The sequence below is a fragment of the Xanthomonas theicola genome, assembly GCF_014236795.1.
GTDB classification, from domain to species: Bacteria; Pseudomonadota; Gammaproteobacteria; order Xanthomonadales; family Xanthomonadaceae; genus Xanthomonas_A; species Xanthomonas_A theicola.
In genome coordinates this window covers 3,272,734-3,290,918 of sequence record NZ_CP049017.1, presented here as the reverse complement: position 1 = coordinate 3,290,918, position 18,185 = coordinate 3,272,734, and the positions used below count along the sequence as shown (strand labels likewise).

Sequence of the window (18,185 nt, the reverse complement as noted above, 5' to 3'; positions counted from 1 at the left end):
GCGCCGGCCGCGGCAGGTGGCGCCGCCGCGTCATGGCGCGGGCGCGCAGCGCGGGTCGTCGGCCTGGCAGTCGCCGAAGCCGATGACCTGCACGCTGATCACCGACGGCGCCTCGCGCGGCGTGGGCGCGCTGCGCGCGGCCAGGTCGCCGGCCGCCTCGGAGACCGCCGCCGCGGCGTTGGAGGCCGCGTTCAGCGCGCCGGCGTCGGCGCCGCGCGCGGTGTGCACGCCGATGGCGTCGCCCTGTACCTGGATGTTGTCGGCGTTGGCGACGAACTGCGCGGCCACGACCAGGTTGCCGCTGGCGCGGATGCCGGCGTCGCCGGCGTCGACGGTGCCGCGCGGGGCGACCAGCACCGCGTTGCCGCGCGGATCGCCTGGGTTCGCCTGCAGGGTGGCGATGCCGGCGCCGCTGACCTGGCCGCTGGCATCGACCGTGCAGAACTGGTCCTGGTCGCACCGGTAGCGCACCCGCGCGCGCTCGGCGCTGGTCTTGCTGCCCTTGCCGGCGTTGATGTCGCCGTTGGAACTCCACAGCGTCAGGTCGCCGCCGCGTTGGGTGAAGATGCGGCTCTGCGCGAGCAGCACGCTGGCGTCGGTGAACACGCCGATGTCGCCGCGGCCCACCGCCAGGATGCCCTGTTGGGCGGGGCCGATCAGCACGTTGCCCTGGAAGTCGATCACCGTCGGCGGCGCCAGCGCGCTGCCGATCTGCAGCCCGCCGCCGGGGCCGAGGATGCGGATGTCGCCGCCGCGTTCGGTCTGCACGGTGGTGCCGCGCATGTCCAGGGTGCCGGTGGCGCTGCGGCTGGCGGCGCCGCTGGCGCCGCCTTGCAGGTTGTTGCGGGTGTAGCCCAGCCGTGCCGGGAACAGCGCCTCGATCGCGGCGTAGCCGCGCGCGTATTTCTGGAAGTCCGCGCTGGCCGGGTTGGCGTAGCCCAGGCCGACCTGCTTGAGCACGTCCAGGAACACCCGTTCGGCCAGCAGGCGGCGGGTGTCGGCCGGCAGTTGCGCGAAGCGCTGCCAGGCCGCGGCCGCAGTCGGCGGCTCCTGCGCGTCCGCTGCCGCATCGGCGTCCTGCCGGCCGACGAACTCCACCAGCCACTGCCGGTAGGTCGGGCTGCTCTGCGCGCTGGCCGGATCCAGGTACAGCGCGGCCAGCGCATCGGCATCCTCGCCGTTGGCCACGCCATAGCGCAGCACCAGGTCCGCGCCGCTGTCCGGCAGGCTTGGGTTGCCGCGGTTGCCGGTGGTGCGGATGCCGCCGTCGTTGCGGTCCGGCAGCACGTTGGCCGCCAGTGCCTCGTTGGCCGAGGTCAACGGCCCCAGGTGGCGCCCGGTCTCGACCTCGAAGGTGCCGGGGCCGGCCAGTTCCATCCAGCCCCGGCGGATGTTCTCGGCCGCATTGGTCGGCCCGCCCAGGATCGGGGTGTAGTACAGGTCGCGCCCGGCGTGCACGCGGGTGACGTCGGCGGTGCGGTAGTTGCGCGCGCGCAGGTCCAGGTTGACGATGTCGCGGCCGGCGCGGATGTCGGCGGACTTGGGCAGTTGCAGGGTCAGCGGGTTGACCAGGAAGCCGCCGGCCGCATAGCCGCCGACCAGATCGCCGCCGCGGCTGTACAGGCGCACCGGCTGCGCGTCGCCGCGGTGCAGGTCGAGCTGGCGGCCGGAGCCGACGCCGCCGTCGTCGCCTTCGTACGCAGCGGCTTCGTCCAACATCGCCAGCTGGAATTTGCTGCGTTTCCTATCGACCAGCGAATCGTCGAACAGACGGATGTCGCCCTGCGCCATCGCCTCCAGCTGTCCCTGCGCGGAAGGGTACAGGCGCGCGCTGGCCTCGAACTGCACCGCGCCGCCGTGCGCCAGCGCCTGCACGCGCGCCGGCAGCACGTTGTCGAACACGCCGCCGGTCAGGATCAGGCTGTCGGGCCGGGGACGGTTCTGCACGCGCTCGCCGTAGCCGAACAGCACGCCGGGCAGCTTGAGCGTGCCGAGGCGGATGTCGCCGTTCAACGTCTCCACGCCGATCGCCGAGTCGTTGCCGTAGTCGGTGCTGGCGCGGCCGCTCTGGCCGAGCAGCGCGGCGACGCCGTCGGCGGCGATCACGTAGCCGGGATTGGCGATGGCGCCGATCGCCGCGGCGCCGCCGGCGCGGATCGACCATTGCCCGTCTTGCAGGGCGAACACCGGGTCCACCGCGCTGCGCACCTCGCGCAGGGTGCCTCCGCCGTCATAGCCCTGCCCGCTCAGCGCGAAGGCGCTGCCCAGGCGGCCGCCGGCGCGCAGCGTGCCCTGGCCGCGGGCGACGAAGTAGTCGCCGCCGAGCACGTCGCGCCCGGCCTCCACCCGCAGGTCGCCGCCGCCATAGGTCTGGCGGCCCTGCGCGCCCAGCCGGTAGCTGGTCGGCAGCGACACCGACAGTTCGCGGATGTCGCGCCCGGCCTGCGCCGCGACGTCGCCGCCGCTGCTGAGCACGCCCTGGGCGAAGCCGCCGTAGTTGATCAGGCCGGCGCGCGGGGTGGTGCCATCGGTGCCGAGCGGATTGCCGATCTGCAGCCACGGCCACCAGTACTGGCCGACGTAGTTGCCGGCCACGCCGGTGCGGCTGCCATCGCGGTCGAACACCTGGCGGTTGCCGAGGATGTCGCGCCCGGCCTGCAGCAGCAGGTCGCCGGCGGCCTCGGCGTTGGCCTGGGCGGAGACCACCTGGTCGGCGCTGCGGCTGATGGTGCCTGCATTGGGGTCGTCGTTGCCGCGCACGATGTGAGGGTCGTCGCCGCTCTCGCCGTCGGCGGCGGGCCGGCCGGCGCTGTAGACGCTGGCCGGCGCGTCGGCATCGGCGAAACGCAGGTCGCGCGCGGCGGCGATCTGGATGCCGCCGGTGCCGGTGCGGACCACGGTCGGCAGCAGCAGGTCCTTCTTGCCGTTTTCCTGGTAGCGCTGGTGGCCGTCGAGGACCACGTCGGCATCGCTGCCGGCGCGCAGCGCGTCGGGGCGGACGCCGGCGAAATCGGCGCCGGCGACGAGGCGGTAGCGGCTGCTGTCGCCGCCGATCAGGTTGGTGGTGGCGATCGGCAGCGGGTTGCCGGCGCCGGCCTGCAGCGACGGGGTGTTGTAGGTCTTGGACGGCAGCAACGGCCCCAGCACCGGCGCGGCGGGCCGCGCCAGGGGGGCCAGGCCGAACACGCCGTTGTTGCTCAGGTCGGCGTTGAACGCGTACAGGTCGAGCAGGTAGCGCTGGTAGCCGGCCAGATAGGTGGCGTAGTCGACGGGCGAGGTCGGCGCGCGCGGCGCCTGCGGCTGGCCGGGGTAGTCCTGGACCGGGAAGCCGCTTTCCGGCGCGTAGTTGTGGATCACCGACTCCAACAGGGTCGTCGGCAGGCCGCCCAGCACGCGCTTTTGCTGCAGCATGTCCAGCAGCTGCAGGTATTGCCCGTAGTACTGCGCGGCCTGCTCGGGATCCGGGCCGAGACCGGGCGGCGGCGCCGGCAGCAGGCCGTCGATGCTGAGGAAGTTGGCGTTGGCGTTGTCGATCAGGGTGCGGTACGCGGCCGCCGCGCTGGCGTAGGGCGCCCTGGGCCCGCCGCCGCCGCCGAACGGATTGCGCAGCTGGTAGAAGCCGTCGCTGAGGCTGGCCTTGACCACCACGCCTTCTTGGGCGCGCAGGCTCAGCACCGGCGCGTTGCCGTGGTAGCGGAAGTCCAGCTGGTCGCGGCTGGCGCCGGCGCCCAGGTTCCAGTTGCTCAACACCCGGATCTCGCCGTCGTTGCGGGCCGGATCGGGATTGCGCAGCTCGATGCCGGGGCGCGCGCGCAGGTTGGGCAGGTGGTTGCCCAGGCGCGCTTCGAAGGTGAAGCCGGGACGCTGCACGAAGCCCATCAGGGTGCCGGGGGTGCGCGCGGCGTCGTCGGCGTAGCCGTAGAAGCGGCGGTGCGCGGTGTTGGCGGTGTCCGGGGTGAACACGTAGCGGGTCAGGTAGTCGGCGACCTGCGCCGGGGTGCTCGGCGCGGCCACCGCCTTGCCGGCCAGGTCGGTCCAGCTGCCCGGCAGCAGTGCGCCGTGCGTGTCGTACCAGCCGGCCGGGTCGACGATGCCGTCGAAGTGCTTGCCCGGGTCGGCGCTGGCGTCGGTGGTGCTCCACACCGCATAGGCTTCCAGGCCCACTTCGCGGGCGCCGCGGACGCGGGCGCCGTCGGCCACGGTCACGTTGACTTCGCCGTCGGCGAGCAGCGGCGTGCGGATCTGCACGCTGCCGCCGGACAGGCCGCCGGCGCTGCCGCCGGACACGTCCAGCAGCGCGCCGGCGCCGATGGCGATGCTGCCGGCGGCGCCGGCCTGCACGTGCTGGTAGCCGTATCCGGGGTCGAGGGTGCCGTCGCCGCGGCCGCTGCTGCCCAGTGCGATGCTGCCGCCGCGCTTGTCGGCGGCGCTGCCGCGCGCCAGCAGGCGGCCGTCGATGGCCACGCCGTGGCGGCCCCACAGCGCGATGCTGCCGCCCTGCGCGCCGGAGGCGTCGATGCTGCCGGCGATGCCGACGTTGCCGTTGGCCGCGTCGCGGCCAACGGCCTCGGCGCCGCCGTCGGCGGTCAGACTCACCGTGTCGGCGCGCAGCGTGCTGCCGGCCGACAGCTGCAGGTTGCCGCTGCGCGCGCGCAGCGCGATGGCGCCGTCGAAGCCGCTGCCGGCCAGTTGCACGGCCAGCGGATCCAGCGTGATGGGGCCGCCCGAATCCAGCAGGAAACGGCCGCCGCGGCCGTGTGGGGAGTGGCCGTCGAGGCTGCCGGCCAGGACCACGCGGCCTTGCGCCGCGGCCAGGTCCAAGGCGCCGGCGTCGGCGCTGCCGCGCGCCGACACGTCGATGCGGGTGGAGGCGTCGGCGCGCACGTCGCCGCCGCTGGCCTGCAGCGCGACCGTGCCGCCCGGCGTCGGCCGGGCGATGCCGAAGAAGCTGCCGGCGGTGCCGGCCGCGTCCAGCGCGGCGCCATCGTGCAGGTTCACCGCGCCGCCGGTGCTGCGCAGCGTGATCGTGCCGGCGTTGGCGCGGATCAGTCCGCTGCTGTCGATGCTGGCGCCGACCAGGCTCACCCGCCCGCCCAGCGGCTGTGCCGTGTCGGCGCTGCCCGCGCTGCGCTGCAGGCGCAGCGCGCCGCCAGTGAGCAGGGTCTGGTCGGCGCCGGTGTCGGCCAGCAGCAGCGGCGTGCGCAGGTCCACGTCGCGGCTGCCGAAGTCGAACTGGCCGCGGTCGCGCACGTACAGCGTCTGCGCCGCGTCCACCGCGACCGCGCCGAACCCGCCGAGCTGCTTGTCGCTGCCGGCGAAGGCGACCTCGCGCCCCTGCAGGTGCAGCCGGCCGCCGCCGGCCGCGCCGCCGGCCGCGGCCGCGCGGCCGCCCTGGTTGGACAGGGTCAGCTGGTCCGCGCGCAGGCTGACGTCGCCGCCGTCGCCGATGAAACGGCCGGCGCTGAGGGTCAGCGCGTTGCCCACGCGCAGGTCCAGGCCGCTGCCGAACTGCATGTCGCCGTAGCTGTGCAGGGTCACGTGCTTGGCCTGCGCGAACTGCGCCAGACTGCCGGCGCCGAGCACCAGGCCGCCGTCGCCGCCGCTGGTGGCCTGCGCGTCCAGGCGCACGCGCCCGCCGCTGGCGTCGATGCGCTGGCCGCGCAGCAGCGCGCTGGCGTCGAGCATGGTGTCGCCGGTGGAATCCAGGCTCAGCGCCGCGCCGCCATCCAGCAGCGCGCCGGCGCCGATCCGCAGCTTGGCGCGCGCCTGTGCCGGGTGCGGCACGTTGTCGCGCGCGATCGCGCCCGGGCCCAGGCTGGACAGGCGCAGCAGCGCGCTGTCGCCGCCGTCCTGGCCGATCCGCAGCGGCGCGGCGGTGCGATCGCCGCTGCCGCTGTTGCCGCCTTGGGCCTGCAACACGCTGCCGGGGTCCACGTGCAGGCCGGCGTCGGCCGCGTCGCCGGCCTTGGCCGCCAGCAGCAGTTCCGGCGCGCGCAGCGCGCTGCCGGCGGCGTTGCTGACCCGCAGCCGTTCCGAGGTGACCTGCAGGTGCACGCCGTCGGCGCTCCGTTCGCGGGTGCCGCCGAGCAGCAGGCTGCCGGCGTTCATCGCGCTCAGTGCGCTCGCGTCCACGCCGACGTAGCCGGGCGCCGCGCTCTGGCCGCTGCCCAGCACCTGCAGCGCGCGTGCGGCGATGTCGACCTGGGCGGCGTTGCCGCCGCTGGCGGCGGCGCTGGCCAGGCTGGCGCCCAGGCCGAGCGTGCTGCCGGCGCTGAGGATCAGTTGCCCGCCGTCGCGCGGCAGCTGCGCGGCCACGGTGTCGCGGCCGGCCGCCTGCGCGGCGAAGAACGCATTGGCGCCGTTGCGGGTGTATTCCGAGTACAGGCCCCAGGTCGCTGCCGACTGCACCTCGAACACCTGGCTGCGCGGGCTGCGGGTGCCGCTCAGGGTGTCCAGCAGGTAGCCGGCGACCACGGCGGTGCCGTCCGGTGCGATCAGGTTGTGCGCGGCGCTGGCGTCGGTGCTGCCGCTGCGCGCGACCACCCGGTAGGCGCCGGGCAGCGTGGCGTACCGGGCCGGCAGCAGGGTGTAGTCGCCCTCGGCCAGCCCGGGCACGCCGCTCAGGTGCACCGCGCTGCCGAGCGCGGGCGCGCCGCCCTTTTGCTCGAACGCCGCGTCGCTGGCGGCGACCGGGGCCTGCACCCCGGGCACGATCGCGTAGACCGCGCGGCCGTCCGGGTACAGCGGCACCTGCTCGGCGCCGCCGTTGGCGTAGCTGGTGTTGGTGTTGGCCAGCAGGTCGCGACTGCCGCCGGTGCCGGGCACCCATTCGCTGGCCTGCAGGTCGCCGCCGCCGGACAGGTCGATCCGCGCGCCGGGCGCCAGCGCGACGTTGTCGGCGGCCACCCGGATCTGCCGCTGCGGCGGCGCGGTGAGCGCGGCGTTGTTGCCGCGCGGGCTGCCGTCGTAGCGCCACTGCGCGCCGTCGACGGTGCTGCCGTAGGGCAGCACCGCGCCTTCCAGCGACACCGAGGTCAGGCTGCCGGCGCCGAGCCGGACCTCGCGGGTCGGGGTCAGCGCGCGCTCGCCGAACACCGCGCGCACGGCTGCGTCGTCGAGCGCGCCGACCCCCAGCAGCAGCCGCCCGCCGGGCGCGCGCAGGCGCCCTTCCTGGGCGATGCGGGTGGCGTCCAGCGCCAGCGCGCCGCCGGCCGCCAGCGGCAGCGCCGGCAGTTCGCCCTGGGCCTGGATCTGGATGCGGGTGTCGGCACGGGTGCCGTCGCCGCGCAGTGCGCCGAGCGCGCGCACCAGGAAGGTCTGGCCGCTGGCCGGGTACAGTTGTGCGGCGCTGAAGTTCAGGTCGCCGGCGCTCAGCAGTTCGCCGGCGCGCGGCGTGGCGAGGTTGGTGCGGGTGTCGAGCTGGTAGGCGTAGGCGGCCGGGGTGTGGAAGCGCAGCGCGCCGCTGCTTGAAAAGCGCGCCTGGCCGACCCCGTCCAGCGCGAACTGGCCGCCGAGATCGATGTGCGCGGCGGCCACGTCCAGCGTGGCGGCGCCGGGCGCGCGCGGTTCGGCCGGGGGTGTGGCCGGGCTGTCGGGCAAGCGCCAGCCGTTGAGGCCGACGTAGGCGGCGCGCAGTGTGACCTGGCCGCGCTCGGCCAGGGTGCCGAAGCCGGTGGCGTCGCCGGACAGCAGCGCGTAGCGCGGCGCATTGAATACCAGTGCGCGCGGCAGCGACAGCGCGACGTCGCCGGCGAAGCCCACCGGCACCTGCGGGCGCAGGTTGGCGGTGGTGGGCGCCTGATCGCCGACCAGCAGGGTGTCGATGCCGCTGCCGCGCAGGCGATCGGCGGCGAAGTACAGCGGGCCGGGCGTGGTCGCGGGGTTGGGCAGCGGTGCGTCGGGCCGCGCGCCCTGCGGCAGGCGGCTGTCGTGCTGGGTGAAGATCACCCCGCTGGGACCGGGCAGCAGTTGGTTGTTGCCTTCGCGCAGTTTCAGCGGCTGCAGGGCCAGGGTGCCGCCGCGGTCCTGCGCACCGCCGCCGCCGGCGCGGATGGCGCCGTCGAAGAACAGGCCGGTGCTGGCGGCCAGGTCCAGGCGGCCGCCGGCGCTGCCGACGGTCCGCGCCTGCAGCGCGTCGCCGCCGCCGATCGCGGGCGTGCCGCTGGGCAGGTCCAGCGGCGCGGTGGTCCCGGACAGGTCCAGTTGTGCGCCGGCGGCGGCCACGATCGCGCCGCTGTCGTTGCTGAGCGTGATCCGGCCGCCATCGAGCACGCGTCCGCTGCGCGGCCGTACCGCGCCGTGCGCGCCCGGTTGCAGGGCGGCGCGCGGATCGAGCAGAGCCACGCCGGCGACGTCCAGACGGCTGTCCGCGCCCAGCCACAGCGCCTTGCCCGGCGGCGCATAGGCGCGGCCGAGGTCGGCGGCCGGCGCCGGCGACAGGCCGGAACCGCGCGAGGTATCGCCGGAGATGGCGATGCTGCCGCCCGGGGCCTGGATGCCGCCCAGCACCGCGACCTGGCCGCGCCCGCCGATGCGCACGCTGGCGCCGGGATCCAGCCGCAACTGCGCGCCCTGGTCCAGCAGGACGCGGCCGCTGGCGCCGCTCAGGCTGGGGTTGCCGGCGACGCGGCCGAGGAAATCGCCGCCGCGCAGCGCGAAATCGGTGGCCGGGCGGTAGAACGCATCCAACTGGCCGAGCGTGGCGTAGCCGTTGCCGCCGGGCTGCGCCGCGCCGGCGGTCACCGCGCTGCCGCTGGGCGCGGCGCGCAGCGCCTGCAGCTCGGGGAGCAGGTTGCGCTGGCTCACCCGCAGCTGCGCGCCGGCGGCGATGGTGGCGTCCTGCTCGGCGGCCAGGTCATAGCCGCCGAAGCTCTTGTCGGCGAAGAAGTCCGGGTCCAGGTGCAGCACCCGCGCATCGCCCGGCGCGGCGCCGCCGATCTGCACGCCGAAGGCGCGCAGGCGCAGGGTGCCGCCGCCGGCGAAGTTGTCCGCGCGCAGGCTGGCCGGGTCGAACTGCAATTGCCCGGCGCCGGCGGCGACCGGGTCGTTGGCGGTGTAGGTGGGCGCGCCGGGATTCTCGTCGTCCGGGCGCGCATAGGTGCGCAGCGCGATGTCGCCGCCATGGCCGAGCGGGCGTCCGTCGCGCAGCGCCAGCACGCCGTTGGCGTCGACGTAGCCGCCGCTGGAGGCGTCGAGCACGGCGCCGGGCGCGATCCGCAGCGATCCGCTTTGGTCGCTGTTGCGGCCGGTGGCTGGATCGGTGACGCGCGCCTGCAGCGCATCGAGGGCGATGCTGCCGCCGTCGACGAAGGCCCTGCCCTGCGGTTCGGCGCCGAAGCGGCGGTCGTCGTTGATCCAGCGCCCGCTCACGTCCAGGCGCGCACCGGCGCCCAGCAGCAGGTCGCCGCGGCCGAGCGGCCGCGGCGTACCCGTGCCGCCGACGTGCCGCGGATCGTACACAACGGCCTGGCCGCCGTCGCTGCGCAGCGCGATGCTGCCGGCCTGCGCGGCCAGCGTGCCGTCGATCTCCAGCCGCTGCGCGCGCAGCGACAGCGTGCCGCCGTCGGCCAGTTGCAGGGTGGTGCCGGCGGCCACCTCGATCAGTGGCGCGTTGCCGATCGCCAGCGTCTGCAATCCGCTGCCGTCGACCATGCGCGTGGACAGCCGCGACCAGAACAGCGGGTTGTCGCGCTCCTGCGCCGGCGCCGCGCTGCCCGGCACCGCGGCGGCGCGGGTGCCGAGCGCCAGTCCCGGCGGCAGCGCCGCGGCGGCGTCGACGATCCGCCAGCTGCGTGGATCGCGGATGACGCTGCCGGCGTTGGTGGTGCCGATGGTCGCGCTGTACACCCCGGTATCGCTGTCGATGCGCAGCGCGCCGCCCCGCGGCAGTGCGCCGCTGGCGCGCTGGTGGCGGCCGGCGAGCGCCTGCGCGGAGAGTTCGCCCTCGAGCAGCGCCAGGCCCGGTTCGAATCCGCTGCCGTTGGAATGGCGTCCGAGTTCGACGTTCAGCGCGCCGGCGTCGCCGCCGTGCAGGTAGTCGCTCTCGTAGTAGCGGCGGCTGCCCAGCAGCGGATTGCTGAACTGTTCGCTCATCCCCCAGCGCGCGTGCGCGACGGTGCGGGTGCCGGCGACGCCCAGGTAGCGCAGCGCCGGGTCGGCGCCGGCCAGGTCGTACAGGCGGCCGTCGGCGCCGAGCAGGCGCGGCGTCTCGACCATGCCGCCGAGCGTGTGCAGGTAGCCGCCATCGATGTTCACCCGCGCCCCGGGCGCGATCACCAGGTCGCGCGCGCCGATGTTGATGGTGCCGCCGTCGAGCAGCATCTCGTCGATCTTGCGCGGCACCTGGTCGGCATGGCCCTGCGCGTTGAGCAGCGGGCTGCCGACCCAGGCCCGGCCGTCCTCGCCGACGCCGCTGGCGCGGCGGTCGAACTGCAGCGACTGGCGCAGCAGCGCGCCGTTGCGCTGCAGCGGCGCGTCGGCCAGTTCGTTCTGGCCCACGCGCGGGATCCGCACCAGGTTGCTGCTCATCGCCTGCTGCACGTCGGCGATGCCGGACACATCCAACTGCGCGCCGCTGTCGATCAGCAGCCGGTTGTTGAGCGGCGCCCGGCCCTGCAGCCGGGTGGCCTCGGCGCCCAGGCCGACCAGATCCACCTGGCCGCCGGGGGCGAAGGTCAGCGACTGCCCGCGCAAGGCCATCTGCGCCCCGGCCAGGACCATCCGGGGGCCGACGAATGCCAGGTCCGCGGCGGCGCCGGAGGTGGTGGTCTCGCCATCGCGCTCGGGCAGGATGGCGGTGACCGAGCCCGGTGCCAGTTCCAGCGCGCCGCCGCTGTAGTCGGCGAGTTTGCTATCGCCCCCCTGGCCCTCCTGGTCGATCGCCAGCAGCAGCGCGCTGCCCGGGCGGCTGATGCTGGTGGTCGCCTGGACCAGGCCGCGCTGGCGCACGCTGTAGCCGGCCAGGGTGACGTTGCCGCGGGTCGCCGCGACGATGCCGCTGTTGTCCAGCTTGCCGACTGCGGACCTGTCGCTGCCGGTGGGGGAGGTGAAGCTGGTGAAACCCAGCGGCGCGACGGTGCCGCTGCTGGAGCCGAGCAGCCCCTGCAGTTCCTGCGACTGACGCAGGCCCAGCACCGCCGCCAGCATCGCCTGCCCGTCCTGCGCGGTCACCGTGCCGGCGTTGCCGACGTTCGGCGCGGCGATCAGGGTGTAGCCCTGGCTGCCGCTGGACAGGCGCGCGCCGCTGTCGATGCGGATGTCGCCCGGGGCCTGCCCGGCGGCCATCGCGGCCACGCCGGTCAGCACCACGTCATTCCCGCTGCCGCCGAACAGGCCGCGGGCGAGGAAGGTCCGGTCGCTGCGCGCGCGGTCCCGGTCGAACAGGTCCAGCGAGGACACCAGCAGCGCATGTGCATTGACCTGGCTGGCGCCGCCGAACAGCACGCCGTTGCGGTTCAGCAGGTAGACCTGGCCGGGTGCCTGGATGCTGCCCAGGATCCTGCTCGGCGCCGCGTCCGGATCGTTGACCCGGTTCAGTGCGATCCATTGCGCCGCCGCGCTGCCGCCGGCGGACTGGTCGAACTGCAGGCGGGTGCGGCTGCCGACGTTGAACGTCTCCCAATTGAGGATGGCCTTGGGCTGGGTCTGCTGGATGGTGACCTGGACGCCGCCGTCGACCGCCTGTTGGGTCGGCGCGCGCGCGCCCAGCCAGACGTTGCGCTGGCCCAGGCGCGGATCGTCGCTGCGCACCGCGCCGGGGTCGACGAGGGTGCCGGCGGCCAGTTGCAGGCCGCCCTTGCCCAGGCCATCGGGCACCAGGCCGGCCTGCGCCGCTTGCGCGGCGGCGCGCGCGGCGGCCTGCGCCGCGTCCAGCGTCTGCCGGGTCTGCGCGGCGCGCTGGAACGCCTGCAGCGAGGTCTGCGCCAGCTTGCTGGCTGCGGCCGACTGCAGCCCCTGCCGCTGTGCGGCGGCCGCGGCCTGCGCCGCCGGATCCGCGCCGCGGCGCGCGAACGGACTGCTCTGCGCCTGGCTGCGGTCGACCAGGGCGGCCGAGATCGCCACGCTGAGCAGCAGCAGGCGCAGGGGACGGTGGGAGCGGCGGCGATTGCGGGACATGGCGGCGGTCTCGGTAGCGGCGCGTCAGCGCGCCGGAGCGAACGGAGCGGGAAGGTAATCCGGCCGTGGCCGCTGCGGGGGCAGCGAATGGCCGTAGGTGCTGCCGTAGCGTTGGCGCAGCGCGGCCGGCGTGGGTTGTCCGCGCTGCAGCGGATCCAGCGCGGTCGCGGCGGCGGCCAGCGGCGGGACGCCGCCGGTGCGGGCGCCGGCGGCCGCGGTGCGCAGCGCCTGATTGAGGCAGTGCAACTGGCCGGCGACCTGCGTGCCGGCCTGCACCTGCACGCAGGGCGCCGTCGCCGCCGGCGGCGCGGCCGCCGCGCCACTGGCGTGCGCGGCCAGCGCCAGCCATGCCAGCCATGCCAGCCATGCCGGCCAGGCCAGCGCGGCGCCGGCGCGGCTCATCGCCGCGGATCCTGCGTGTTGGTGGTGGTAGCGGTGGCGGCGATCGCGCCGGCGCAGGCCTGGGTCTGCGCGTAGTGCTCGGCCAGGCGGTCTTCCAGGGCGCGCACGCGGTTCTCGCGGGTCACCCTGGCCATGCCGAACAGTTCGCGGCCGTGGCTGCGCACGAAGCGCACGAAGGCCGGGTCGCGGTACAGCGCGGCCAGTTCGCGCGCGCTGGCGTACAGCGCCTGGCTGCCGCTCGCGCACTGCGCCGTCCGCACGCGCTGCTGCCGCAGTTCCGCGTCCAGCGCCGCGCGCGCCTGTTCCTGCTGCGCCGCGGCCTGCGCGGTTCTGGCCTGCACCTGCTGCTGTGCGTGTTGCTGCGCCAGCGCCGCGTCGCGTTCGCGCCGCAGCAGCTCGATCTGGCGCTGCAACGCGGCGGCGCGGCCCGGGTCGGCGTCCGTCGCGCGCGGCGATGGTGCGGCACGCAGCGCATCGCGCTCGCGTTCGGCGGCGGCGGTGGCCAGCTGTTGCTGGACCAGGTCCGCTTCGGCCTTGCGCAACCGCGCGCTGGTCTCGCGCAGTGCTTCGCGCAGCCGCGTTTCGGTGCTGTCCTGCGCGTGCAGCGGTGCGACGGCGAGCAGCGTCGCCGCGAGCATGGCGCAGGCCAGGCGGGAGGGAAGGCGGGGCATGCTCAGAACTCCGTGCCGAGGTCGAGTTGCAGCACGTCCACCGAGAACGGCGGGCCGGAGATCTCGTTGGCGCTGAGCCAGCGCAGGCCGAGCCAGGTGTTGCGCGCCAGCGCATAGCTGCCGCCGACGATCGGCCCGCGCGCGTTGGTGCCGCCGAGGTGGAAGTCCGAATCGGTGAAGCCGTCCGGCACCGCGTCCGACTCCAGGTACCGGTAGCCGACGCTGACGTTCCAGTCGCCCGGTTGCGCCGGCTTGGGCTGGCCGACGGTGAGGTTGAGCGCGTAGCCCATGTCGCCGCCGTCGAACACGCCGCGGTCGCCGAGGTTGTTGACCGGTCCGAGCGAGCGCACGCGCGCGGCGTTGTAGCGGGTGTTCTTGACCACGTCGGCCTCGACCAGCACCGTGACCGGGGCGAACTGGTCCAGCTGCAACTGCGCGTGCAGGTCGGCGACGCCGAACTTGCTGGCGTAGCCGTAGTACTGCAGTTGCGGACCGCCGGGATTGGCCGGGTCGGCGACGATGTTGCGCAACGCGAACAAGGTGTTGCCGAATTGCTGGAACTGCGGTCGCGCGCCGTCGCTGTCGCAGCTGTCGGCCGCGGTCGGCGCCAGGCACGGCGCCGAGCGCTTGCCCTCGAACCGGTCGTACTGGAAATAGCCCAGGCCCACGCGCAGCGCCATCGCCTCGGCGAAGCGCCAGCGCAGGCCCAGCTGCGCGCCGTACATCCACTTGTCGCGGCTGCGGGTCTTGCTGGTGCTGGTGGAGCCGAAATCGAAATCGGTGTTGTAGACCGGGAACAGGCCGGCGCTGATCCAGGGCGCGAGGTCGGCGGCGGCGTCGGCGGCCAGGTCGTAGCGCGCGGCCACGCCGTCGAAGTTGAGGTCGTTGTCGAACACCAGTTCGCTGCTCCAGAACGGATTGGCGAAGCGGCCGAACGACAGGGTCAGCGCGTCGATGGGGGTCAGCTGCAGCGCGGCGCGGTCCAGCCACAGCGAATACTTGGACAGGTTGCCATTGCTGCCCAGGGTCTGGTTGGTGGACACCGGGCTGCGGTCGCTGCCGGTGGCCAGGCGCAGGTCGGCCTGCACCCAGTCGGCGATCTGCGCGCTCACCCCGAGCCGGGCGCGCAGGCGCATGCGGCTGCGGTTGCGGGTGGTGTTGACGAATGGCGCGTTGCTGGCGCCGACCACGTCGAAGCCGGAGCCGGCGTTGATGTCGCCGAAGTCGGGGAAGAACGGATAGTTGTCGTCGGCGTTGAACACGCCTTCGCCGCGCACGCGCAGATCGCCGTACACGCGCACGCGCTGGGTCCATTCCGGCAGCGCGCCGGGCGCGGCCCAGCCTTCGGACTTGGCCTGTGCGGCGACCTCGGCGCGCAGCTCGTCCTTGATCTGCTGGCGCACCGGCTCGGGCACGTACGGCACCACCACCGCGCCGGGCGGGGCCCGGGACGCGGCGGCGGCGGCCGTCGGCGCGGGCGCCGCCGCGGCTTCGCGGATCAGGTCGTCGGCCTGGGCGCGGGTCATCACGCCCTTGGCGACCAGCAGGTCGATCAGCCGCAGCGTGACCTGCGGGTCGATCCGCGCCGGATCGATCGCGGGCGCGGCGGACTGGGCCATGGCCGCAGCCGGCGCCAGCAGCAGTGCCAGCAGCGCCAGGCGCAGCCGGGAAGGGCGGTGTAGCGGGAATGGAATGCTCATGCTGGGGTTCCTTGGTGCGAGACGCGGCGTCAGCCCGGCGCCAGGGCGCCGATGCGCAACTGGATGGGTTGGGGAAGGGAAGCGGGCGGCGGTTGCGGCAGTGGCTGGTCCTGCAGCGCACGCACGATCGCCGCGTCCAGTTCCGGCTTGCCGGCCGAGCTCAGGATCTGCAGGCGGCCGATGCTGCCGTCCGGGTTCAGCCACACCGCCACGGTGGCGCTGTAGCGGCCCTTGCGGGTGCGTTCGTCGCGCTGCAGCAACTGCTGCACCGCGCGCTGCACGCTGGCCGCATAGCTGGCGAACGGGCCGCCGCCGCCGCCCTTGCCGCCGATCATGGTGCCGCCGCCGTCGCCGGCCTGCAGGCCGAAGGCGTTGTCGCCGGGGCCGGCCGGCGCGGTCAGCGGATCGCCGGGCGGGGTCTGCTCGGCGTCCGGTTTCGGCTGCGGCGTGGGTTCGGCGGCCTGCAGCGGCCGTGGCTGCTGCTGCGGCTTGGGCGATTCCGGCTCGGGCTTGGGCGGCGGGGGCGGGGGCGGCAGCATCACCTGGGTGATGCGCGGCGGCTGCGCGCGCGCCGGCCCCGGCTGCGACGGTCGCAGCAGCAGCGTGGCCAGCCAGCCGAGCGCCAGCAGCGCCAGCAGCGTGGCGCCAAGCTTGCGCCAGCGCCGCGGCGGCTCGGTGTACTGCAGCGTGTCCATCGCGGCCACTCAGCCGGCCGCCTGGCGCTGCGTGGCCAGGCCGATCGAGGCGATGCCGAGCCGGCTGCACAGGTCCAGCACCGCCATCACCTTCTCGTACTGCACGCTGCGGTCGCCGCGCAGCATCACCGGCAGCTCGGCATCGCCGGCCAGCGCGTTGCGCAGCTGCTGTTCCAGTTCGCTCATGCTCACCGGCACCGCGTCCAGGCTGACCTGGCCGTTGTTGTCGATCGCGATGACCTTGGTCTTGGGCTCGGACAGCGGCTTGGCCGCGCTGGCCTTGGGCAGTTCCACCTTGATGCCCTGCACCGCGGCGGTGGTCATGATGATGAAGATCACCAGCAGCACGTACGCCAGGTCCAGCATCGGCGTGATGTTGATGTCGTCGTAGGGCTTCTTGCCTTGGACCTTCATCGGCTCAGCCTCCGCCCGCGCGCGCCGGCGCGTCGCCGGCATAGTCTTCGGCGATGCGCTTTTCCAGTTCGTCGACGAACACCTGCATGTCCGCCGAGATCGCTTCGGCCTGGCTGAGCAGGTAGTTGTAGCCGAACAGCGCGGGGATCGCGACGGCCAGGCCGGCCACCGTGGCCAGCAGCGCGGCGGCGATGCCGGGCGCGATCGCGTTGATGTTGACGTCGCCGGCGGCGGCCACCGCGGCGAAGGTGATCATCACCCCGACCACGGTGCCGAGCAGGCCCAGGAACGGGCCGCCGGAAATGGCGATGGTCAGCAGCACCATGCCCTTGTGGATGCGCTGGCCTTCGCGCACCGCGGCCGCGTCCAGCGCCGAGCGGATCGCGGCGATCGATTGCGTGCGCACCACGTTGGTTCCGCTGGCCTGCAGCCGTTCGCGCAGTTCCTGCTGGCCGACCTGCAGCAGCCGCGCCAGGTTGGAGCGCACGCCGGCCGCGGTGCCGAGCTGCTGCCAGTGCGGCGCGTGCAGCGGATGCGCGGCCACCTGCTGGCGGTACGCGTCGAGGAAGCGCGCGTTGGCGCCGGCGGTGGCGTTGAGGTACAGCCCCTTCCCGACCATCACCCACCAGCTGATCAGCGCCATCACCGCCAGGATCCCGATCACCGCCCAGGCATCCGGGGTCAGCGCGGCGATCAGGATGCCGAAGTGGCCGTGGCCGGCGTCGCCGGAGCGCTGCTCCACCGGATCGAAGCGCAGCAGCCGCGCGTCCACGCCCTGGCTGCGCGCCGCCGCTTCGATCGCGCCGATCGCGCGCGCGCGCTTGGACACTTCGACCTCGTCGAGCAGGCCGATGAAGTTCGGCCGCGCCGTGCCGGGTTCGCCGCCGAGCAGCAGGCCGCCGCCGCTGGCCGGCAACGCCGTGGCGCCGTCGCCGGCGGGCCGGCCGTTGACGAACAGGGTCGCGGTCTTGCCGTCGCTGCGCAGCGCCACATGCGCCCAGGCGTCGGCCGGCAGCGTGGTGCTGGCGGCGATCTGCGCGTTGGCCGCGGCCGCGCCGACCTCGGCCACCACACGGCCCTGTTCCAGGCGCAGGGTCAACGCGCCGGGCAGCGCCAGCAGCACGCCGGAGGCATCGGCGCTGGCCGGCTTGGCCCACAGCGACACGGTTGCCGGCTGTGCCGCCGGCCAGGTCAGCGAGGTCGAGGCCGGCACCGTCACCGGCGCGCGCCCGTCCAGGCGCAGGCCGGCGCCGATCAGCGCGGTGTCGGCCAGGGTCGGCGGCGCGCTGGCGTTGTTGGCGTAGGCGGTGCTGTCGGCGCCGGCCGCCTGCGCGCTGGCGAAGTGGTAGACCGCGACGGTATCGGCGTCGTAGCTGCCCTTGGCGTCGCTGCCGCCGCTGGCTTCGGGATTGCCGAAGTAGACGTACAGCGGCGTGCTCGCGTTGGCCGGCAGGTCGGGCAAGTCGACCCAGGCCAGCGCCACCTGGTCGACCAGGCCATCGTATTTCTCGAAATGGTATTTCAGCGGCGTGCGGTCGTCGCCGGCGACGAAGCGCACGTCGCTGCCGTCGGCCTTGGCGTCGGCGAAGTTGAAGTTGCCGGTATGCAGGCGCACCAACACCTGGGTGCGCCCGGACGGCTGGCTCAGCCCGACGCCGGTGGAGGTGGTGTCCACGGTGAGCTTGGCCCGGTAGTTCCACTTGCCGTCCCACCACGTCGCGGCCGAAGCCGGGAGCGCCGACAGCAGCAACGTGGCCGCCAGCATCAAGCGCAATCCATAAACCGCCATCTTTCTTTCTCCCCAGCGTCGGCGCGAACGCATGCCTGCGTTCGTCATGATTGATGAATGAATTGAAGCGGATGGACCCGGTCGCGCCGGTGCAGCGTCGCGCAGCCGCAGGTGAAGGGATCGGGGGTGCGGCCCGCCGCCACTGTTGCGGCCGACCGCTTCTGCGCCCCCTGGAATCGGGCAGACCGTCGCCATGCGCGTGCCGCTACCGGTCTCCGCCCTCCCCAGCTCGGAGATGCCATGGCGTTTCGTTGCGTGCGGTACGCCTGCTGCAGCGCCGCGATCTGGTCGTCGGCCGCGACGGCATCGTTCGCCGAGCAGGACCAAGAACCGATGCCGAGCATCGCCGCGACGAACGGGTTGAGGATGATCGATGTCTTCATCATGAAGGCCTTCCGGA

General features: G+C 74.4%; 8 protein-coding genes. All 8 read right to left on the bottom strand.

Annotation, left to right across the window (positions count from 1 at the left end):
• Positions 1–30 precede the first annotated feature (30 nt).
• Entirely contained in the window at positions 31–12,114 is a 12,084-nt protein-coding gene (locus G4Q83_RS15335; protein WP_128420969.1) for a filamentous haemagglutinin family protein, read from the bottom strand.
• A gap of 24 nt (positions 12,115–12,138) precedes the next feature.
• Entirely contained in the window at positions 12,139–12,516 is a 378-nt protein-coding gene (locus tag G4Q83_RS15330) for a hypothetical protein (RefSeq protein WP_128420970.1), read from the bottom strand.
• Complete coding sequence (locus G4Q83_RS15325; RefSeq protein ID WP_128420971.1) at positions 12,513–13,187, bottom strand: hypothetical protein; 675 nt, start codon at positions 13,185–13,187, stop codon at positions 12,513–12,515. The genes G4Q83_RS15330 and G4Q83_RS15325 overlap by 4 nt, the downstream gene beginning before the upstream one ends.
• A gap of 2 nt (positions 13,188–13,189) precedes the next feature.
• Positions 13,190–14,887: a putative porin gene (locus tag G4Q83_RS15320; protein WP_128420972.1), complete on the bottom strand. Its 1,698-nt coding sequence runs from the start codon at positions 14,885–14,887 to the stop codon at positions 13,190–13,192.
• Between the two features lie 29 nt (positions 14,888–14,916).
• Positions 14,917–15,582, bottom strand: coding sequence for a TonB family protein (locus G4Q83_RS15315; protein WP_128420973.1), 666 nt, complete (start codon positions 15,580–15,582; stop codon positions 14,917–14,919).
• Between the two features lie 9 nt (positions 15,583–15,591).
• Entirely contained in the window at positions 15,592–15,996 is a 405-nt protein-coding gene (locus G4Q83_RS15310) for an ExbD/TolR family protein (RefSeq protein ID WP_128420974.1), read from the bottom strand.
• A gap of 4 nt (positions 15,997–16,000) precedes the next feature.
• Positions 16,001–17,761 carry a DUF2341 domain-containing protein gene (locus G4Q83_RS15305; RefSeq protein ID WP_211288323.1) on the bottom strand — a complete coding sequence of 587 codons (1,761 nt, stop codon included), beginning with the start codon at positions 17,759–17,761 and terminating at the stop codon, positions 16,001–16,003.
• A gap of 68 nt (positions 17,762–17,829) precedes the next feature.
• Positions 17,830–18,171: a hypothetical protein gene (locus G4Q83_RS15300; RefSeq protein WP_128420976.1), complete on the bottom strand. Its 342-nt coding sequence runs from the start codon at positions 18,169–18,171 to the stop codon at positions 17,830–17,832.
• Positions 18,172–18,185 lie beyond the last annotated feature (14 nt).